This is a genomic window from Lactiplantibacillus sp. 7.2.4 (assembly GCF_018991185.1).
GTDB classification, from domain to species: domain Bacteria; phylum Bacillota; class Bacilli; order Lactobacillales; family Lactobacillaceae; genus Lactiplantibacillus; species Lactiplantibacillus pentosus.
Map to the genome: position 1 here is coordinate 79,199 of NZ_JAGYGS010000002.1, position 18,700 is coordinate 97,898.

The following is an 18,700-nucleotide window of genomic DNA, read 5'->3' on the forward strand; positions in this document are numbered from 1 at the left end:
AAAGGAGTTTTATCACGATGTTAACTAAACTTACCATGACCGGGTTCAAACACCGCTGGCGCGATTATCTGGTCCTATTTTCAGGACTGATCATGTCCAGTGCTATCTTCTACATGTTTGAAGCCCTCGCCACCAACAACGCGTTCTTAAAACAAAACACCAGCATCGGTATGGTCGGCTTTATCTTCCAATTCGGCTCAGTCTTACTGACGATTATCACGTTAGTCTATATCGGCTATGCCAACTCATTTTTACTCAGCATGCGCAAACGCGACTACGGCCTCTTTATGATGGTCGGTGCGCGTAAAAGTAAAATTGGGCAGCTGATTTGGTTGGAAACCTTACTGGTCGGCGTTACTGCGACAATTGTCGGTATCCTAGTCGGAACTGCCCTGACTGCCGGCGTAAGTCAAATCCTAATCAACAGTTTAGGCCTGACGCTACACCGCTTTGCCGCTTGGTACGCACCCGCCGCACTCGTCACGATTCTCTTGTACGTCGGTTTATTCCTGATTGCCGGCGTCTTCAACCTGATTGCCCTGACTCGGACCCCTGCTTTGAAGCTGCTCCATAGTAACGATCAACCCAACCGACCGCAACTCAAACCAATGCGGCAATTGCTCGAAGTCATCGTAGGCTTGATTTCCATTGCGATTGGTTACTGGGCTATGGCTAACTTGGAAACACTCGTGCTGGCTGGTATCGGTATTGCCCTAGTCACCATCGTTTTAGGCACGTACCTGCTATTTAACGCCATCTTCGTTTGGCTAATGGTCGCCCTGAAACGGTTCAAGTTCGCACAACGGGGCTTAAACGGCTTCACGCTTTCTCAGCTGAGTTTTCGCATCCGTAATTACACTAAGATGCTATCGATCGTCGCCATGTTATTCGCACTGGCACTGGGTGCCATCACAGTCGGGATGGGCTTTCACAGCCAGATCCCACTGATGGCCAACGCCAACAACGCCTATGATATGGGCCTCGTTAACACGACCAAGTCTGAGCGTCAACAAATCGCGGCTATGAAGCCAAAGACGACCCACACTTATCATTTTAAAGCGACTAAAAAAGTGACTTACTATCGTGCGGCTGAATTCAACCAACAGCCCTTCACGACCATCAAAATGCAAAACAAGCATCAATTGGACTACCAACCAGTTCAAAATAATGCCGCTAAGTTACAAAAGTCGTTTGACAACTATCAACTGACCCAGCTTCAAGGCGGTACCATGGCCGCAACGACACCAGTCTTCTTGTCCGAAACGGCTTACGCGAAGCTCGCCCAGCCTGAACAACGCCTGACCGTTTTCACGACCAACAGTGTCCTTGAACACCGCAGCGCACTTGCCAAATTAGCAAAGGAACACTTCCACACCACGAATCCTGAGCAATACGGTGGTCGCTATGCGATGTATCAACTCGTCAATAGTATGTATTCCGGCCTTGAATTCATAGGGATGTTCCTCGGAATCGCCTTCTTAGCCATGTTAGCTAGTTGTCTGATGTTCAAAATTTTATCTGGGGCCGCCGCTGACCAACATCGGTATGCCATGCTTGATAAAGTCGGTACGACCCGTCGTCAATTGACCGATGCCATCAACAAGGAAATCGCCGTACTGTTCATCTTACCCGGTATCGTGGGGATCGTTCACGTCTTGTTCGGCTTACAAATGTTTAAAGTCATCATGGTCACGTCACCTTACACGGGCATCTGGCTACCGTTCTTAATCTTCGCTGGCCTGTACCTGTTGTACTATCTGATAACCATCACCATCTACCGGCGCATCGTTTTAGAATAACCTTTTAGAGGAGGGAACAATCATGGTATACTTTGGATTAGTCGCTTTATTAATCGTTATTACACCATTACACCGTTACGCGCTCGCAAATCGTCGTCAATTCTGGTTAGGCGCGCTCATGCCGCTCTTGTGGCTGGGCGTCAACCTCGGACTTGCCTCCCAGGTCGTCTTTGAACACCAAGACGTGCTCTTAGCCGTTCTGGGCACCCTCCTCCTAGGTTCTAGTTGGATCGCTGCTCGCATCGACCGTACCGAACGACAACTGCACCAGCCGCAGCATAAGGTCACAACGAAATAGGGCAATCACTGCAATGAGGTGAATAGAATGCAGTTCAACTTTAATAGTACGGAACCAATTTACTTGCAGGTTGCCGACCAAATTGAAGAAGCTATCTTTACTGAAACCTTCGCTGAAGGTGAGCAAATTCCTTCGACAACCGAGATTTCTAAAGAATTTCATATCAATCCTGCGACCGTTTTAAAAGGCATGAACATCCTAGTCGACGCCCAATTGATTGAAAAACGTCGGGGGGTCGGGATGTTCGTCATCAGTGGTGCGCAACAACGCATTGTTGACAAACGGCGCGACCAATTTTATGCGGATTACGTCAAAAAATTAGTCAGTGAAGCGCAGAAATTGCACATCACTCAGACTGAACTAGCAAAATTAATTGAACGGGGGTTTTCTGAATCATGAGTATTCAAGTTCAGGCCGTCAAACAGGCCTTTCACAGTCAGGTCGTTCTGGATGAACTTAACCTGACCATCGAACCTAACACGATTTACGGACTGTTGGGCCGCAATGGCGCGGGGAAAAGCACCTTGCTGAACATTATCAGTAATCGCATCTTTGCCGATAGCGGTACCGTGACGATGGATGACGAATCCATGCGGGACAACGACCGGACCTTGGGCAGACTATACTTGATGAGTGAAGTGAACCTCTATTCTGACCGAGCACGCGTCAAGCAACTTTTCAAAACGACCGCTTATTTGTACGGTAGTTTTGATTTCGCCTACGCTGAAAAATTAGCCCAGACATTTGGACTCGACCTAAACACCCGCTTCGGTAAATTGTCGACGGGATACCGTACGATTTTTAAATTGATCGTGGCGCTCTGTGTGCCGGCCGACTACATCTTCTTGGACGAACCCGTCCTCGGTCTGGATGCCAATCATCGTGAGATCTTCTACCAAGAACTTATCGAAACGTACAGTGAGCATCCGCGGACCTTCGTCATTTCGACCCATCTGATCGACGAAATCGCCAACATCGTTGAACACGTCTTCGTGCTCGACCAGCATCAGATCGTGATTGATGGCGATGTCTCCGATATCCTCGCGCAATCGTACGCCGTCACGGGGCCACAGGCGGATGTCGTCGCCTACACGAACGGCCTCAACGTTATCGGTCAAGACGCACTGGGTGGAATCACGGCCCACTATGTCTATGGCGGTTTAGATGATAATCGGCCAATTCCAGACACCGTCAAGATTGAACATCTCGACCTGCAAAAACTTTTTATCAACCTGACTAACACCAAGGAGGAGGCCGCCACTCATGTCAACTAAAGTACAACGGACCACCCGTTATTTGTTGTTGGACCAGTTAAAACTGGCTGGTTGGTCGATTCTCACTCTGATTGGATTGTTTATCGTTCTTCCGTTGTTGGTGTCCTTGCTGACCGGTAATATTGGTCATTACCAGTTCTTACGAGATATTGCTAATCTGAATCCAGGGGCCCTATTCTTCCTATTGATTTTTATCTTCGGCGCTTTGACCTACGATAACTTCAAGCTGTTCATTCAAAACGGGATTTCGCGGCGCACGTACTTCAGTGCGCGCCTGCTATCATTGATTTTATTCAGTGCCCTGTGCGTGATTGTCGGCGGAATTTATTACTTCGCCATTCACGCCCCTTACATGCATTGGAGCACGCAACAGGCCCTATTAAAGACGGGGACCTCGCTTTACGCCTACGCTTTTGGATCCAATGTCACGCTTAACGTTGCCCTGAATCTCATCTTTAATTGGATTTTCTACATTGGAACTGGTTTGACCGGCATGGCTTGTGGCACCCTGCTCGCCCTATTCGGCAAATGGGCCAAAACCATCTTGATTGTTGGGGCGCCCATTCTAGGCGTCATCGCAATTTGGTTACTCGCGGTGGTGATAGTTCGCAGTCAATCCAGTTTTAGCTACACTGGTTTAGAAGCCTTCCTGAAATTCCTAGTGGGTTACCCCAGTCATGGGCCAGCCGACGCCGGCTATTTCAACCCGGTTATGCCATTGATTACCATGTTAGTTGGTTGTGGCGTTATCGGAACACTGGCTTACCTGTTCAATCGTAAATTACGGATTAGAAACTAAATGCTACGCAAAATACCTGAGCACGACTTGTTAAAAGTCAGCTCAGGTATTTTTTGATTTATTCAAAGTATTGTTTTTGGTCGTAAACCGCTGATTTATCAGTCAGTGATGACGGATTGACGTAGCGGTTACTTTTCAACTTGCGTGTTTTCCAAATCCGTTTTAACGACGATCACGTCAGTCAGTGCGTTACGTTGCACATAGGTCGTCACAGAACCTTCAAGCACCCGTTCAACCGCGTTCAGGCCAGTCGCACCCATCATAATCAAATCGTTATGATGATCCTTGACGAAGTCCTGTGAAATAATTGGCTTGGGGCTACCCATCCGAATGTGAAAGTCAATGTCATCGAAGCCATCCTTCTTAATTTGACCGACCGTTTCTTTCAAATAGGCTTCTGAATCTTGGACGAGCTGATACGTAATATCGCCATCAGCTAGCCCGGCCAAATTATAGCCAAACTGTCCAGGATCAATGACAGCTAACACGTCAATGTGCGCGTCATTCCGCTTAGCAACCGCCACCGCTTTATCCAGTGCGATTTCCGCTTGCTCTGAACCATCTAGGGGAACTAAAATATTCGAATATTCTTGTAACATTTACGTCACGCCCTTTCCATCTACTAACCTTATTTTAACATTTATCGCCATTGAATGCGTTGTCATTTTCAAAAGCGGGTGGTGTTTGGCTATGTTTTTTTCATCGGTTACGCATTGTGCTCGTTATTATTTATCGTGAATCATGATTAAAACACACTAGTTCTTAAGTTCAAAAGCAGCCAGCCGAGACCCGCTGAAAACAAAGCGAGCTAGCATAAAACTGATGGCTAGTCACATCCTACTCCGGCTTGCAAGTATTCTGGGTAATGGTCGGAACATGGTGGACACAGATTTAAGCCGAGACCCCCGCGTCTTAAATACTGGTCTTCCACGTTGCCTGCGATATGGATGAAACGTGTTCGGGTCAGACTGGGACTTCCGGTTAGCTACGCCAGAACGCCAAGCGGAAGTTCGCCGCTTAACGCTCTAGCTAGGCTAATCCTCAGTCCCAACCCGTCTGAACCTCGCACTCTGAGAAACCTTTGATTCCCTCACCCCAACTTTACACAAAATTTACAGCAACAACATTCGATATTTACAATCGCTGCTTACAATAAAAATTAATCACTGGGGGTGGGTTGAATGATTGCTTTGGGAATGCAACCAGGTTTAATGGCAAATCACACGATCGTGATCAATAATGACCTTTCATATCAACTACAACTGATCAAGCAGCGCTTTGGTCAACATTTATTTCTATTAAAAGTCAGCGCCACAACCACTCTAGGAACACTGACGGTTGAACGGATTCAATTTACGAACTTCGCAGCCGCCCATGACGCCTTTGAAGCGCGCTGCCACCAGCTCACTCAACACTAAATTTATCCAACGCCAGACCGGATTATATGATAGGATGGTAGCTAGTTATTAATTAGCTAAAGTGAGGGTAATTTACTAGTGGTGCAATTTATCATACAACTCTGGCGGCGCTATCAAAGTGTGCTGTCCTATTTAATTTTCGGGGGCTTAACCACCGTTATCAACTTTATCGTGTTTGGCATCTTCGACCAATTCTGGCCGTATTGGATTGCCAATACGATTGCCTGGTTACTATCAGTCCTCTTCGCCTACGTGACCAACAAACGGTGGGTCTTTGAATCACACACACCTACGTTTCGTGCGGTATTAGCCGAAATGACCTCGTTTTTCGGCTTTCGGCTACTCAGCTACTTTGTTGACCAAGGAATTATGATCGTCGGGATTTCCGTCCTGCACGGCAACAGTCTGCTTGTGAAATTAATCGACCAAATTATTATCGTGTTACTCAACTGGTTCTTCAGCAAGCTCTTTATTTTTAAAGACCGCCAACATTAGCCGTTTAAAGTCTTGCTCGCTAGCAATCAACTGCTCACACCGTTGCCAGCAGCCGAGACGCTTGAATCGCCAAAAGACGCCCATTTCACCAGCCCTGGCTGTATGAAACGGACGTCTTTTTTGATTTCTGCCTTTCAACCAAATTGGCGTTGCACAGTATGTAACGTCGCTAGCTTTGTGACCACATCATCAATATTGACACCATCCCAATTATAGAAGATGAATTGGCGGCCGCCCCGCATCTTGATGACGAGATGCCGAGCAGATGACGCGTATCCGTTTCGAATCTCAGCCTGATCAGTCGTCAAGGCATAGTACTGAATATCATCAACGTTCAAGACTAACTCACCGATTCTGACGACGACTGGCTGGTCCACTTCAGTCGGTGGCCGCACTGACAAGCAAGTGCCATCGTGGTGCTGGTACCGTAATTGCACCGCAACTAAACCGGCTGCTGTCAACTGCGGATCAAAGAAAAACTCCGCACCAATATGCAAGGCGCTCGCGGGTTGAACCGCCGTGAGTCGAAATTTAAAGTGCCGACCGTGAAAATCAGTCAAGATGCCGACATCATAATCGGGTCGCATTGCTGTAATATGCCCAATCATCATTGTTCACTCCTTTCATTCAATTACTGATAATGTAGCACGCTTCACAAACTAAAAGACGATTGAAACTCAAAATCAGCACATTTCGGCCGAAATTATTAAAATAGTAATTAAATTGACCTTACTCATGCTAATATTTGAGTGAGCTTACTTTATTATTGGAGGTCCTGCTGATGACCCTAACGAATCAAGAAACGGACTATTTACTGAACTTACTAACCAATCAAATGCTGAACTTACTGAGCCGGGTGACGCGTTGGCAAACCCACAGTCTGAGCCAATCGCAATACGACCAGCAAGTTGCAGAAACGCTCCAACCTGAACTGACGCTATTATCGACCCTCACGGAAAAGTTAGGCCCTCAAGCTAGTGATACCGCCCAGTTAGGCGCAATTCAGGTCGGCCTAGCAAAACTTCAAGCTGCCACCACCTATCAACTGACGACTGATCAATTAGCCCAGGCCAACGAACGGCGGCTGCATCGGCACTTCCGGGACTGATTATGGGTTTACCTCGGTCATAATTCATGACCAATTAACTGGCTCACGTGTGCTCGACTTGTTCACATTTCGACTAGAATTCTAACTAATCACTCATGGTCAGCACAAATCAAGCCAATTTAGGGACAATCTTGCAATCCTTAACAGAAAATTCAAATTTCAATCACGGGATAGCTATTTTTTCTCGATACAATGGTTTTATAAAATAACTTAACCATTCGATCGAAGGAGGGCTCCCATGTTCTTAATCGTATACTGTACCTTTGCTATTGCGGTGTTTTTCTGGATTTTCGGATTCGTGAAGACTGCAATTATTATCGGCGTATTGGCACTGGGCTTGATTGCTTACTCCTTCATCCGCCGAGAAATCAATCGACGCCGATTGCTCAAACGACGTACCGTCACTAATAAAAGTCGCTAAAAAAATTCCAACACGCTGGTGTCGGAATTTTTTTGATAAGCTTTAAACTAAACAAGCAACAATCCGTTTGGCCGCTTCCTGAACGTTCTTAGGGTCAGTGGCCAGATTGAGCCGCACAAAGCCTTTATCAGCTGGGCTGAACCATTCCCCAAAATCAACTGCGATATGACATCGATCTTGAATAAAGGCTTTAGCATTTTCTGGCTGGACATAAGCTCGTAAATCCAGCCACGTCAGATAGGTGCCTTGCAACTCCGACAATACCAACTTCGGCGCCTGAGCGGCAAAAGTCGTTTGCAAATAATGATAGTTATCGCGGATGATGGCCAACACTTGGTCTAGCCACTCGGCGCCAGACTGGTAGGCGGCTTTACCGGCGACCTGCCCCAACACACTAATTTCTGTCTGACTGAAACGGCCAATCTGATCATCGTAGCGCTGCCGTAACTCAGAATTTGGAATAATGATGTGCGAGTTTAACAGTGCCGCAATATTGAACGTCTTTGATGGCGCGTTGACCACGATTAGCCGGTCATTGAAGCGCCCATCCGCAACGGACAGTGCCGACTGGAACGGATGGGCTGCCCGGTCAATTTCTAAGTCCTGATGAATCTCATCAGAAATGACGAGGACGTGGTATTGTTCGCATAACGCTAACAAGCGTGTCTGTTCCGCTTCCGTCCAGATGCGGCCGACCGGATTATGCGGTGAGCACTGAATAAACAGTCGGACCTCATTGGCTTTGATTTTGCGTTCCACATCGTCAAAATTAATCGTGTAATGGCCCTGGTCATTGCGTAATTCAGACGTGACGAGTTGACGATGATTATCCCGGACAGCGTTGAAGAATGGATAGTAGACCGGCGTCAAAATCAAGACGCCATCACCCGGTTGTGTCAAGATATTGACCAGTGCATACAGTGAATTAACGACCCCACTGCCGAAACGGATCCAGTCCCGTTTGAGCGTAACGCCGTGGCGGGTCTTCTGCCAGTCAATCAAGGCTTGATAATATGAATCCGGGGTAATCGAGTACCCGTAGACACCGTGCGCGACCCGTTCCTGCAAGGCCTGCGTGACTGCTTCGGGTACCTTGAACTCCATATCTGCGACCCACATTGGTAACAGATCCGCATCCCCATAACGCGTTTGTAGCGCGTCCCATTTGAGTGAATCCGTATGTTGCCGAGTCGTTGCATATTGCTTAATAAATGCTGTCTTATCCATTCCATCGTCCTTCTTTCATTAACATGCATCAAAAAAACTTCGCCCTTAGTTTATCTTCTAAGGACGAAGTTTATACTCCGCGGTACCACCTACATTACAGCTGCCTGTCACTCGCGCAACTTAATCGTCACGTTCAACCAGGGTACCGGTGGTCAATCCGGACTAACAGCGTCAACCGCTAGCCAACTCCGAGTTCATCTTCACCAGCCACTGATCGTCAAATCTCACCACTTCTTTGACTCGCTGAACATCCATGACCGGCTACTCTTCTCATCAACATTTCATTTTTACATTGGTACTAAATTACAACGTCGCCACTGAAATGTCAACCGACGATTTCAAACTGCGGTTCACTCGCAACTTCGTATCCATCCAAGCGCTGTTCAGCAGTTGGGAACGCCCCCGTTTGCAAAAAGCGCTTGGCTTGCATGACCCGCGGCGAACTATTCGCCCAAGTCAATTCTGTTAAGGGAACGCGAACTGCACCGTCCGAGACAGCCTCGGTATAAGCGGGCCGTTTGGTCAATAATTGCCCACCCACGGGTTCTAGTAAATAATAAATATTAATCAAGCTTGTTGGTAGTTCTAATGCTGCGAGTGCTGGAATCGTCAATTGGATGGTCCCCAATTGCTTGGAAATAATGGTTTTTAATCCAGTTTGTAATTGTGCGATTTGACTAACGGACTCACTCAATGTGGCCCGCGTCGTCACTGGCGCCGTTACCAGGTCATAACGATTTTTAAACGGTCCGGTTAGGCATTTGTTAAGAACCATGGCCGTTGAATCACCAATAATACCGCAAACAAATAGTGGACTACTTGTTGGTTCGTTAATCATCAAATTTTTCCTTCTCTCAGTCATATGATTAAGCAGATAAATTAATTAGTCTATAAAAATATAACAATTTCATTTTACCCTACATTTATGATAAGAATCCAAAAAAAAGCGTGGTGTTGTGAATATTTAACAACTTTTAATAAGTGTATGAAAAAAATCGAATCTTGGCTACCAAAAAGCACAAGGTTCGATTCATTTTCTCAATCAGATTATTAATTAGTTTGCACATCCGCGGTATTGATGAACGACTGTGCAGGGACTCGAATCAACCAGCGCGTCATGGCTTGATGGCCAACGTGCATGCCGAGACCGTTCCAGAACGACGGTTGATAGGTCGCCGTCAATTTCATGGCATAGGCTTTTTCATGCTTCCGGTCTTCTTTGGCCAATTGCTTCTGCGACCACGGAATCCCCGCATCGGCCACTTTAACCTGTGACAGATTCGTCACGACCGTTGCTTTATTGCTAGAAACGGTGTACTTGGCGCCATCGACCCAGTAATTGTAAATATGAACCGGCTTCTTGGTCGTGCCACGGTCAACCGTGACGTAATACGAGCCGTTTGTCCCGACACGCAACACGAGTGGTTCGACCGAATATGAAACTTTGACATCCTTTGAATCGGTGAGGTTGACTTGATTACTGAACGTCACGTAGCCCATCCCAACTAGCAATCCTAGACTGACGACTAATTCGACAGCGGTAATAAGAAGATTTCCCCATTCAAATGTGTGCTTACGCTCTACGATCATTTTGATGCGCCGGACGCGAATATGGTGAAAGACCCACACAACTAACGCCAACACGATGATCCAAGCAATGATTCCAATCCAATTCCATGCAGAAGTCATTGATTGCCAACCCTTTCTCAATTACATTATTATGTTCTAATTGTAAATAATCCGCTCCCAAATAACAAGTAATCCAACAAATTCACCCCTAATCTTCACAGAGTAGATTGTGAAAATAATCACTGGAAACGGTGCCAATGTTAACGGATTCATGGTAAAATAAAGTTATTAACTTGTAGAAAGAAGGCGTACACATGATCGCATCACTGATTTATTGGGTCGTTGTGGTTGGTCTGATCGTCTGGGGTGTCTGGATGGCCATCCTCTCCGCTTACTGGGCAAGCCAAAAACAAAACGGCAACATTTTCTTTATTGCAATTATGAATACCTTAGGTGCCTTAGCCGGGCTGTTAGTTTGGTGGGTCTTTAATAATCAAGACTGGCAATATTACTGGTTATCCAGCACCGTTAAGACGACTAATCTGTTAGGCATCGTCTTAATCTGCTACGTGGTCTTGATTGTCATCGAGTTCATTCAAGGCCGCGGTATCAAGCCTGAAGCTGCCAAATAAAGGTTAACTCAGGTCACGTCTAGAAGTCATTCTAGGCGTTTTTTATTGCCAACTTTTACCCCCACCCCGCTCTGGTTCAACACGATTTTGCGCTCATCAGCAAGACGTACCCTTCAGTGACCGGTTTGTGCAAAAATGTGCTAATCAGCCTTTAACCGCTCATGCTACTGACCAGATAATTTTAGTCAACTTGACCAAAGGGCGTGACACCCCAACATTAGGCACCATCTGCTTCGCCATTACGTCTTAAAGTGCAGTCACCCGCCAAGCCTTAACTATCCTCGTTGAAGGCAAAAAAATGGTCTTGAGGCCCTTAATTCAGCCTACAAAACCATTTTCAACTCGTTTTTTAATCAGCCGACTCAGTCCAAACCTTAGGCCAAAGTCAGCTCAAATCCGCCTGCCGTCAACTGACCACCAACGACGCCCGCCGCCATTAGTGATGCAGGCGTCGTGGTTGCGGCCACGGCCGTTGTGCCCAGATTAAAGTGGCCGGTAATCGTTTGTTCAGCGTCCGTGCGGGTCAACGTCAAGCACTGGTCTTCAATCGACCAGATTAACGTACTAGTTGCTAAAAAATCCGCCTGTTGCCGCCGGAACTTGATCAGTGCGGTCACAAACTCACGAACTTGTTGCGCTTGGTCATCCGGATGCCAGTTCATGCACCGCCGATTGTCCGGATCAGCACCACCAGCCATTGCTACTTCGGTCCCATAATAGACACAGGGACTCCCAGGCAATAACATCAGTAGTGCCAATGCGGATTTAAACTTCGTGAGATCATCATGTAACGTCGTCAGCAACCGCGGCGTATCATGCGTATCCAGTGCGTTGAACATTGCTTGCTGGTTGGGTTGGCGATACATCATCAGCTCCAGATTAGTCTTGCCAACATAGTCCGCCAAGCTCAACTTACCATTAAATAGCGCCAAAATTGGCTGGGTCAACGGATAGTTCATCACCGCATTGAATTGACCGTTGCCGACCAACGCTTGACTGCTGTGCCACGATTCGCCCAAGAGATAAATATCAGGTTTGACTGCCCGTAAGGCCCCACACAGTTGACGCCAAAAGCCATGGTCGACCTCATCCGCGACATCAAAGCGCCAAGCATCGATGCCAAACTGTTCGACCCAGTACTTGGTCACATCAATTAGATAAGCCTGAACGGCCGGATTTTGGGTGTTCACCTTTGGCATGGCAGCACCCGTTGCAAACGTTTCATAATTCAATTGGTGGGTCTGCGGATCACGTCCCACTGGCCAGCCATGAATATGGAACCAGTCAGCAAAGCGCGACTGTTGCCCGTGTTTGATGACATCTTGCCACTGTGGTGATTGTTCGCCAAAATGATTGAACACGGCGTCTAGCATCACGCGCATACCGCGGGCGTGGGCCCCGTCGACCAGTGCTTGAAAGTCGGCCTTCGTCCCAAAATGCGGGTCGATTTCAAAGTGGTCGATCGTATCGTACTTATGATTTGACGGTGAGGCAAAAATCGGGCATAAATAGAGGCCATTGACACCCAGTGCGGCTAAATCATCCAAGTGTGCAATAATACCGGCTAAGTCGCCACCGTAAAACGAGTCCCGTTTGACCGTCCCCGCGCCCCATGGTTGAACGCCAGCGGGATCATTGTGGGCGTCACCATTCGCGAAGCGTTCTGGAAAGATTTGGTACCAGACAGTATCCTTGACCCAGGCAGGCGGTAATTCCGCGTCGCTCACATGTAAATAAGGCATGTGGAAATAATTGGCGACCGTCTGCCAATTGGTGGGATCATCCGCAAAGAAGCCGCCCTCCCCGTAACCGATTGTCCGACCGGCCGTATCCGTCAATAGGAAGGCATACACGACCCGATTCGTCGGAACGGTCAATGTGGCTTGCCAATATTGATTGCTCTGCGTTGCCAATCCAGGCGCTAAGGCCACCCGTTGCAAGTCGGTGGTTCCTTCCTGCCATAAATAGGAATCCGCAAATAAAAGTTCGACCTGAGCGATGTCATCACGCGCCGTTTGAATCCGGACCTGTAACTGATGGTCCGCCAGTACCGCGGTATCTTCGCTTTCAGGACGATGACTAATTCCAGCTAGTTGCATATTGAATAAAGCTCCTTTTCTGTAATCGTTTACATTATTTTACGCGTTGTGTTGGTTATTCTTTAGCATTAATGATGATTGAAACGTGCTAAGTTGGATTGCTGTTCGTCGGCGGAGGCGCGCCCTATTACGACCTCCGGGGCTGGCTGACAACGCTGGAACAGGGCGGACATCGATTTGAACTCACGCAGAAAAGCACTGCGCAATTTCAAATACGAGTCTTCTTCTAGCCCGGGAAGACCACCCGGACAAGAAGAATTTCGCCCTTGAGCATTGTCAGCCAGCCCCTCCAGTCGGGAACCCGCTCGAATGACAGATGAACGGCCACCTATCTGGGTGCAATTGACCACTGAATATTAGGCGCCTGGTCCTTCAGACAAACTTTTAATCGGTATCATTGATGCTTTAAGGCAGTTGAATTCTGTGAAGATTACTTAAATATAAGTCACTTAGCTTAACGATATTAGTTTCAATGGCAACTGGTGTTGAACTTAGTCGACAAAATACCTTCGTTTAGAATTCAAGACTTGGTTATCTCAGACGACTAGAGAAGATACTGGTAAATTCAGTAAAACCGCTTGTCGGAAGTCTTTAAGTGCTGGTAAAAAGTTTAGTTATTGTTAGAGCCAGTCTAACAGTTGAATATCAAAATTTCCATGTATCAAGGAACCAACGACTAATTCGACAAAAAGTTGATTTCGCACATGTCTGCCTTTCGAATACTATCCCCGGCTGGAAGGCGTTTCTGACAATGCTCAGCGATGAAATTCCACTTAGCAAGCGTCTTTGGCTTGGTTAGTGGAAGACCAGCATTTAAGACGTGGGTTGTCGGCTTAAATCTGTGTCCATCGCGTTCCAGCGTTGTCAGAAATGCCTGGAAGCCGGAATAGGACGCAGCCACAACAGAAAATTTACGCTAGCTCGCACTGTTTCCAGCGGGTCCCAGCTGGCAGCACTTGAACTTGTAAAATAGCACGTTTTAATCATAATTCATGACAAGTTAACCAGCACAACACGTCTGATTTTGTAACCAATTCACTAAAATTATCCTGATGATTTTGGTGAAAACGTCCCCGTTCGTCGTATTTTTAGTGTATGATTTAGTCAAAATCAGTTGAAAGGACGTTATCTATGAACACACTTTATCGCAGTACCCGGGAAACTGCAAGCCACACTATGACGTCATCACAGGCCGTCTTGCAAGGCCTCACGCCAGATGGTGGTTTGTTCGTTCCGGTCACCCTTCCGACCGCCGACTTTGACTTCGAGCAACTTGCCAATATGAGTTATCAAGAAGTGGCTTACGAGGTCCTAAAGCTCTTTTTCACCGACTATACCGCTGAAGAACTGCACGCCTGCATCGATGCTGCGTACGGCGATCAATTTGATGACCCCGCCATCGCGCCGGTCACGAAGCACGGCAACCAGTATTACCTTGAATTGTTTCATGGACCAACGATTGCCTTCAAGGACCTGGCACTGCAGATTTTACCGCATTTAATGACGACTGCCGTCAAAAAGAACCACTTGGAATCCGAAATCGTTATTTTAGCAGCGACTTCTGGGGATACTGGTAAAGCGGCCATGGCTGGTTTTGCGGATGTTGACCAGACGAAGATCATCGTCTTCTATCCTAAGGACGGGGTCAGCGCGATTCAGAAGCAACAAATGATTACCCAAACTGGTGACAATACGAACGTTGTTGCCATCAATGGTAATTTTGATGAAGCGCAAACGACGGTCAAACAGTTACTGAACGACCCGCAATTACGCCAACGTTTAGCCGACCAACAGTATCAATTCTCTAGTGCAAATTCGATCAACATCGGCCGGCTCTTCCCGCAAGTGGCGTACTACGTCTACACTTACGTCCAATTGATTCACCAGGGACACATCAAAAATGGCGACGCCGTCAATTTCAGTGTACCGACTGGGAATTTTGGGGACATTTTAGCTGGCTACTATGCCAAACAACTGGGCACGCCAATTCACAAATTAGTGTGTGCCTCAAACCGTAATAATGTCCTGACAGACTTTTTCAACACCGGGACTTATGATAAAAATCGTGAGTTTTATTTGACGAGTTCGCCTTCAATGGACATCCTGGTTTCCAGTAATCTGGAACGCTTGATTTTCTATCTGACAGGTGAGGATCCACTGGCAACGGCCCAACTCATGCAAGACTTACAAACTAAGGGCAGCTATACGATTACGCCGGAAATGCGCACCAACTTAGCCGACTTCTGGGCAGGCTTCGTAACTGAAAATCAGGATCAGGACGAAATTCACCACTTAAATCACGCCCATCACTATACGATTGACCCACACACGGCCGTCGCTTCCGCAGTTGCCAAGCAGTATCGCAATGCGACTAAGGATCAGCGGCCAATGGTGGTCGTTTCAACGGCCAGTCCGTATAAGTTCCCGCAGGCCGTTTTGACCGCGATTACGGGAGAACCCACGACGGTCGATGGCCTGACTGCGGTCGACCAACTGCATGACCTGATTCAAACGCCGATTCCACCAACGGTCACCGCGTTACGTACGGCTCCCGTTCGTCATAATCGGGTCGCTGCCGTCGATAAAATGGGTGCGACAATCGAATCAATTTTAAATCTCAATTAGAAAGTGTGACTAGAATGATTACGACAATTGCTTTAGACTTAGATAACACGTTGCTCACTTCTGACAAGACGATTTCGCCACGCACCGAGGCCGTCCTGAAACAACTCCACACGGCTGGCAAACGCATCGTACTGTGTACTGGCCGGCCAATTAAGGCGATTCAGCCCTACTTGGCCCAACTGGAACTGACGCAACCGAGCGACTACGCCATCACTTTTAATGGTGGGCTCGTGCAACAGAACACGACCGGCGATGTGTTGGCACGGACGAGCGTTACCAAGAAGGACCTACAACCGCTGTTTGAACAAGCCCAACGCGACCATTTCTACTTAGATGTGATCGATTTAAAGCAAGTCTATTCCATCACCGACCTCGGTAAATCACCGTACGAAGACTTCTTGAAGGGCCTGATGCCGTTTCAAAACGTTACTTTTGCGGACCTGCCCGATGATGATTTATTCGGCAAAGTCGTTAGCGCTGGTAAGGATGCCAAAACCGTCCAAGCCCAATTGCCAAGTCAAATCACTGACTTCTTCCACGTGGTCCCTTCGCGGCGAACGTTGTTGGAATTTCTGCCACCACATACTGATAAAGCCAGTGGGTTGAAGCAGCTCCTTGGTCACTTTGATGAAAACTATGATAATCTCATGGCTTTTGGTGATGAAGAAAACGACTTAGGGATGCTAACCGCTGCTAAAGTTGGCGTGGCGATGGCAAATGCAATTCCGGCAGTCAAAGCTGCGACTGATTTTGACACGTTGTCGAATGACGAAGACGGGGTCGCTGTCTTTCTCGAGAACTACTTTGAATAACACGCAAAAGGAGCCTCTTGCAGGCTTCTTTTTTAGCGAAAATACCTAAAATCAAACGAATGAGGTGTCCTTTATGCAAGCTCCCCGCATTATTCCAGCAGACTTAACGCGTGGCTCCTTTTTTGATCTGTTACAAGATGAAGACCGCAGCTTGAGCAATATTCAAGTCAGTGAAGAAGATGTTAGCCAACAGCGCATCGAGCACCCGATGCTGGACCATGTCAGCTTTGAAAAAGTTCGGTTTACGGCGAGCCGCTTTGAACGGCTTGACCTGACTGATTCCATCTTTACCAACTGCGACTTTTCTAATGGTCAGTTTGAAAAAGCGAGCTGGCTGCGTGTTCAGTTCAAGGATTGCAAGCTAGTCGGCATCGATTTGAACGAGGCCGCACTCAATAATGTCACCTTCGACCACTGCCAACTCGACTTAGCCATGTTATGCGATATGCGGTTCAAAACCGTGACCTTTACGAACTGTCGCCTGAACGGTACCAGCTTTATGAACAATCGGTTGGCGAGCGTCAAATTTAACGAATGCGACCTGGACCAAGTTGCCTTCAACGATACTGCCCTCAAAAATATCGATCTGAGCACTTGCAAGTTTGAGCGTCTCGAACTTGACGCTGCCGCAGCCCGCGGTATGATCGTCAATTCTTCACAAGCCGCTTATCTGGCCGCTGCTCTGATTGGGATTAAGGTCAAGCCTTGATTTTATGGTCATAGCTGTATAAAAATAGCCCCATTCTCTGCATTGAACATGCCTAAGAATGTGGCTGTTTTTGACTTCATCATGATAATTTAAATTGTTCCCCAGTATAACCGGTCTTGTCAGCGGCCGTAATCGGACGAATCACCTGACACGGATTACCGGCCGCAATCACATTCGCTGGAATATCGTGGGTGACCACACTACCGCCACCAATAATCGTATGGTCGCCAATCGTGACCCCTGGTAAAACGGTCACATTGGCGGCTAACCAACAATCATTGCCAATCGTGATTGGCTTTGCGATGCAGCCGCCATTGACCCGCTCTGTCGCATCAAATAGATGGTTACTAGTGTACAACCCGACTTTAGGTCCCAACAAGACGTGGTCGCCAATCGTAATCGGTGCGCCATCCAGCATGACACAGTCATAGTTGGCGTAGAAGTCATCGCCTAAATGAATGTTGCGCCCAAACTCCACCCGAAAATTAGGATTGACGAAGGGTCGTTTGCCAGCCGAACCGACCAGTTGGCGCAGCAGCGTTTCTTTGGTTGCTAAGTCAGCCGTCGCATTGACCGCATTCGTGGTCAAGGTCGCTTGGTCGCGGATGGCCGTCAACTCATCATCGGTATCCCGGTACGGTTGGCCAGTCGCCATATAAGCAAATTTTTCATCTAAGTCCATGCGCGTTCACACTCCTATTTACGGATAAAGTTCAAATACCAAGTCAAGGCACAGATGCCTTGGGCCGAGTGAATCTGACCTTGCCGAAGTAAGTCAATGACCTTGTCCAGTGGCACGAGCTGCGTGTTGACGTACTCATCCGCGTCAAAATGCCGTTCTGCCCGTTCATTCGGGTCGATGTGGGTCAAAATCAGACTGACCGTCTCATTGGTGAAGCCTTCTGAAGAACTGATTTCGGTCATCACTTGCGGATCATGGGCCACGTAGCCCGTCTCTTCCTGCAGCTCACGTTTCGCCGCCGTTAAAGGATCTTCGCCCGGATTGATTAATCCAGCCGGCAAGCTAATCGTCTCCGCGTTGCGGCCAACCCGGTATTCTGAGCCTAACACGACCTGGTCATCCGCCGTAATCGCCAAAATCGTCACGGCATTTCCGTGTTGAATCAAGTCACGTTTGACTTCCAAGCCATCCGGCGTTTCAATCGTCTGTTTGACCAAATCAAAAATTGGCCCATGATAGACCGGTGTCGTCGACAAGACTTTGCCGGGCCGACCGACCTTTTCAAATATATCTGCCATTTGTTGTGGCTCCTTTGTTTGACTTCTTAAAGTGGAAACTTCTTAATTTGGAAACTTCTTAATCAAAAATTTCTTAATTGAAAACTTGCTACTTCATGATAAATTTTGACCAGGCCGCATCCGCACCAATGACTAAAATCCAATCAGCGTTTTAA

The 18,700-nt window shown here is 47.4% G+C and carries 21 protein-coding genes; 13 read left to right on the forward strand and 8 right to left on the reverse strand.

From position 1 onward, the window contains the following. Positions 1-17: 17 nt before the first annotated feature. The 5 genes from KGF70_RS01120 to KGF70_RS01140 are packed head-to-tail and all read left to right on the forward strand — an operon-like array spanning position 18 to position 4,170. Positions 18-1,799 (forward strand): FtsX-like permease family protein, encoded by a 1,782-nt coding sequence (locus tag KGF70_RS01120; protein WP_216767717.1) that lies wholly within the window; start codon positions 18-20, stop codon positions 1,797-1,799. A 22-nt stretch (positions 1,800-1,821) separates the two neighbouring features. Beyond that, positions 1,822-2,097 (forward strand): hypothetical protein, encoded by a 276-nt coding sequence (locus tag KGF70_RS01125; RefSeq protein ID WP_003639454.1) that lies wholly within the window; start codon positions 1,822-1,824, stop codon positions 2,095-2,097. A gap of 27 nt (positions 2,098-2,124) precedes the next feature. Further along, on the forward strand, positions 2,125-2,496 hold the full coding sequence (locus tag KGF70_RS01130; RefSeq protein WP_003639455.1) for a GntR family transcriptional regulator: 372 nt from the start codon (positions 2,125-2,127) through the stop codon (positions 2,494-2,496). Beyond that, a complete protein-coding gene (locus KGF70_RS01135; RefSeq protein WP_065674838.1) occupies positions 2,493-3,371 on the forward strand; it encodes an ABC transporter ATP-binding protein in 879 nt (292 codons plus the stop codon). The genes KGF70_RS01130 and KGF70_RS01135 overlap by 4 nt, the downstream gene beginning before the upstream one ends. Beyond that, a complete protein-coding gene (locus KGF70_RS01140) occupies positions 3,361-4,170 on the forward strand; it encodes an ABC transporter permease (protein WP_216767718.1) in 810 nt (269 codons plus the stop codon). The genes KGF70_RS01135 and KGF70_RS01140 overlap by 11 nt, the downstream gene beginning before the upstream one ends. Before the next feature lie 128 nt (positions 4,171-4,298). Here KGF70_RS01140 and KGF70_RS01145 read toward each other — a convergent pair whose 3' ends face one another. Beyond that, positions 4,299-4,769 carry a universal stress protein gene (locus tag KGF70_RS01145; protein WP_050339706.1) on the reverse strand — a complete coding sequence of 157 codons (471 nt, stop codon included), beginning with the start codon at positions 4,767-4,769 and terminating at the stop codon, positions 4,299-4,301. 582 nt (positions 4,770-5,351) lie between these two features. Between KGF70_RS01145 and KGF70_RS01150 the strand changes: the two genes are divergently transcribed. Both KGF70_RS01150 and KGF70_RS01155 read left to right on the forward strand, forming a co-directional pair. Next, the gene (locus KGF70_RS01150; protein ID WP_050339708.1) at positions 5,352-5,588 is read left to right on the forward strand and encodes a hypothetical protein; all 237 of its coding nucleotides are present in this window, start codon (positions 5,352-5,354) and stop codon (positions 5,586-5,588) included. 78 nt (positions 5,589-5,666) lie between these two features. After that, positions 5,667-6,083: a GtrA family protein gene (locus tag KGF70_RS01155; RefSeq protein ID WP_105921732.1), complete on the forward strand. Its 417-nt coding sequence runs from the start codon at positions 5,667-5,669 to the stop codon at positions 6,081-6,083. A gap of 134 nt (positions 6,084-6,217) precedes the next feature. On the opposite strand, the gene KGF70_RS01160 is transcribed toward KGF70_RS01155, so the two are convergent. Beyond that, the gene (locus KGF70_RS01160) at positions 6,218-6,694 is read right to left on the reverse strand and encodes a hypothetical protein (RefSeq protein ID WP_225083285.1); all 477 of its coding nucleotides are present in this window, start codon (positions 6,692-6,694) and stop codon (positions 6,218-6,220) included. 170 nt (positions 6,695-6,864) lie between these two features. On the opposite strand from KGF70_RS01160, the gene KGF70_RS01165 reads away from it, so the two are divergent. Then, positions 6,865-7,191 carry a hypothetical protein gene (locus KGF70_RS01165; protein ID WP_216767719.1) on the forward strand — a complete coding sequence of 109 codons (327 nt, stop codon included), beginning with the start codon at positions 6,865-6,867 and terminating at the stop codon, positions 7,189-7,191. Between the two features lie 238 nt (positions 7,192-7,429). Then, a complete protein-coding gene (locus tag KGF70_RS01170; RefSeq protein WP_050339713.1) occupies positions 7,430-7,612 on the forward strand; it encodes a hypothetical protein in 183 nt (60 codons plus the stop codon). 42 nt (positions 7,613-7,654) lie between these two features. Here KGF70_RS01170 and KGF70_RS01175 read toward each other — a convergent pair whose 3' ends face one another. From KGF70_RS01175 to KGF70_RS01185, 3 genes are all read right to left on the reverse strand, one after another. Beyond that, positions 7,655-8,839 (reverse strand): MalY/PatB family protein, encoded by a 1,185-nt coding sequence (locus tag KGF70_RS01175; protein WP_216767720.1) that lies wholly within the window; start codon positions 8,837-8,839, stop codon positions 7,655-7,657. A gap of 325 nt (positions 8,840-9,164) precedes the next feature. Further along, on the reverse strand, positions 9,165-9,677 hold the full coding sequence (locus KGF70_RS01180) for a hypothetical protein (RefSeq protein ID WP_050339716.1): 513 nt from the start codon (positions 9,675-9,677) through the stop codon (positions 9,165-9,167). A 212-nt stretch (positions 9,678-9,889) separates the two neighbouring features. After that, the gene (locus tag KGF70_RS01185; RefSeq protein WP_050339717.1) at positions 9,890-10,528 is read right to left on the reverse strand and encodes an LVIS_2131 family protein; all 639 of its coding nucleotides are present in this window, start codon (positions 10,526-10,528) and stop codon (positions 9,890-9,892) included. A 194-nt stretch (positions 10,529-10,722) separates the two neighbouring features. Here KGF70_RS01185 and KGF70_RS01190 point away from each other — a divergent pair, with 194 nt between their 5' ends. Continuing rightward, entirely contained in the window at positions 10,723-11,040 is a 318-nt protein-coding gene (locus KGF70_RS01190) for a hypothetical protein (protein ID WP_003639467.1), read from the forward strand. 374 nt (positions 11,041-11,414) lie between these two features. On the opposite strand, the gene KGF70_RS01195 is transcribed toward KGF70_RS01190, so the two are convergent. Then, positions 11,415-13,139, reverse strand: coding sequence for a glycoside hydrolase family 13 protein (locus KGF70_RS01195; RefSeq protein WP_216767721.1), 1,725 nt, complete (start codon positions 13,137-13,139; stop codon positions 11,415-11,417). A 1,131-nt stretch (positions 13,140-14,270) separates the two neighbouring features. On the opposite strand from KGF70_RS01195, the gene thrC reads away from it, so the two are divergent. From thrC to KGF70_RS01210, 3 genes are all read left to right on the forward strand, one after another. After that, positions 14,271-15,764, forward strand: a complete 1,494-nt coding sequence (gene thrC / locus KGF70_RS01200) for a threonine synthase (protein WP_216786385.1) — start codon at positions 14,271-14,273, stop codon at positions 15,762-15,764. Positions 15,765-15,778: 14 nt separating this feature from the next. Next, positions 15,779-16,576 carry a Cof-type HAD-IIB family hydrolase gene (locus KGF70_RS01205; RefSeq protein WP_159258714.1) on the forward strand — a complete coding sequence of 266 codons (798 nt, stop codon included), beginning with the start codon at positions 15,779-15,781 and terminating at the stop codon, positions 16,574-16,576. 73 nt (positions 16,577-16,649) lie between these two features. Further along, a complete protein-coding gene (locus tag KGF70_RS01210; protein ID WP_101873035.1) occupies positions 16,650-17,285 on the forward strand; it encodes a pentapeptide repeat-containing protein in 636 nt (211 codons plus the stop codon). 79 nt (positions 17,286-17,364) lie between these two features. On the opposite strand, the gene KGF70_RS01215 is transcribed toward KGF70_RS01210, so the two are convergent. Together KGF70_RS01215 and KGF70_RS01220 are read right to left on the reverse strand one after the other, a co-directional pair. Then, positions 17,365-17,967 (reverse strand): sugar O-acetyltransferase, encoded by a 603-nt coding sequence (locus KGF70_RS01215; protein WP_216767723.1) that lies wholly within the window; start codon positions 17,965-17,967, stop codon positions 17,365-17,367. Between the two features lie 14 nt (positions 17,968-17,981). Continuing rightward, positions 17,982-18,545: an NUDIX hydrolase gene (locus tag KGF70_RS01220; protein ID WP_050339727.1), complete on the reverse strand. Its 564-nt coding sequence runs from the start codon at positions 18,543-18,545 to the stop codon at positions 17,982-17,984. Between the last annotated feature and the right edge of the window lie 155 nt (positions 18,546-18,700).

What these genes read in the sequence shown, in the direction of transcription:
- KGF70_RS01170 (WP_050339713.1), top strand. Translation starts at nt 7,430, where the DNA reads ATGTTCTTAATCGTATACTGTACCTTTGCTATTGCGGTGTTTTTCTGG.
- KGF70_RS01120 (WP_216767717.1), top strand. Translation starts at nt 18, where the DNA reads ATGTTAACTAAACTTACCATGACCGGGTTCAAACACCGCTGGCGCGAT.
- KGF70_RS01160 (WP_225083285.1), bottom strand. Translation starts at nt 6,694, where the DNA reads ATGATGATTGGGCATATTACAGCAATGCGACCCGATTATGATGTCGGC.
- KGF70_RS01180 (WP_050339716.1), bottom strand. Translation starts at nt 9,677, where the DNA reads ATGATTAACGAACCAACAAGTAGTCCACTATTTGTTTGCGGTATTATT.
- KGF70_RS01215 (WP_216767723.1), bottom strand. Translation starts at nt 17,967, where the DNA reads ATGGACTTAGATGAAAAATTTGCTTATATGGCGACTGGCCAACCGTAC.
- KGF70_RS01125 (WP_003639454.1), top strand. Translation starts at nt 1,822, where the DNA reads ATGGTATACTTTGGATTAGTCGCTTTATTAATCGTTATTACACCATTA.
- KGF70_RS01135 (WP_065674838.1), top strand. Translation starts at nt 2,493, where the DNA reads ATGAGTATTCAAGTTCAGGCCGTCAAACAGGCCTTTCACAGTCAGGTC.
- KGF70_RS01130 (WP_003639455.1), top strand. Translation starts at nt 2,125, where the DNA reads ATGCAGTTCAACTTTAATAGTACGGAACCAATTTACTTGCAGGTTGCC.
- KGF70_RS01195 (WP_216767721.1), bottom strand. Translation starts at nt 13,139, where the DNA reads ATGCAACTAGCTGGAATTAGTCATCGTCCTGAAAGCGAAGATACCGCG.
- KGF70_RS01140 (WP_216767718.1), top strand. Translation starts at nt 3,361, where the DNA reads ATGTCAACTAAAGTACAACGGACCACCCGTTATTTGTTGTTGGACCAG.
- thrC (WP_216786385.1), top strand. Translation starts at nt 14,271, where the DNA reads ATGAACACACTTTATCGCAGTACCCGGGAAACTGCAAGCCACACTATG.
- KGF70_RS01165 (WP_216767719.1), top strand. Translation starts at nt 6,865, where the DNA reads ATGACCCTAACGAATCAAGAAACGGACTATTTACTGAACTTACTAACC.
- KGF70_RS01175 (WP_216767720.1), bottom strand. Translation starts at nt 8,839, where the DNA reads ATGGATAAGACAGCATTTATTAAGCAATATGCAACGACTCGGCAACAT.
- KGF70_RS01150 (WP_050339708.1), top strand. Translation starts at nt 5,352, where the DNA reads ATGATTGCTTTGGGAATGCAACCAGGTTTAATGGCAAATCACACGATC.
- KGF70_RS01210 (WP_101873035.1), top strand. Translation starts at nt 16,650, where the DNA reads ATGCAAGCTCCCCGCATTATTCCAGCAGACTTAACGCGTGGCTCCTTT.
- KGF70_RS01145 (WP_050339706.1), bottom strand. Translation starts at nt 4,769, where the DNA reads ATGTTACAAGAATATTCGAATATTTTAGTTCCCCTAGATGGTTCAGAG.
- KGF70_RS01185 (WP_050339717.1), bottom strand. Translation starts at nt 10,528, where the DNA reads ATGACTTCTGCATGGAATTGGATTGGAATCATTGCTTGGATCATCGTG.
- KGF70_RS01190 (WP_003639467.1), top strand. Translation starts at nt 10,723, where the DNA reads ATGATCGCATCACTGATTTATTGGGTCGTTGTGGTTGGTCTGATCGTC.
- KGF70_RS01220 (WP_050339727.1), bottom strand. Translation starts at nt 18,545, where the DNA reads ATGGCAGATATATTTGAAAAGGTCGGTCGGCCCGGCAAAGTCTTGTCG.
- KGF70_RS01205 (WP_159258714.1), top strand. Translation starts at nt 15,779, where the DNA reads ATGATTACGACAATTGCTTTAGACTTAGATAACACGTTGCTCACTTCT.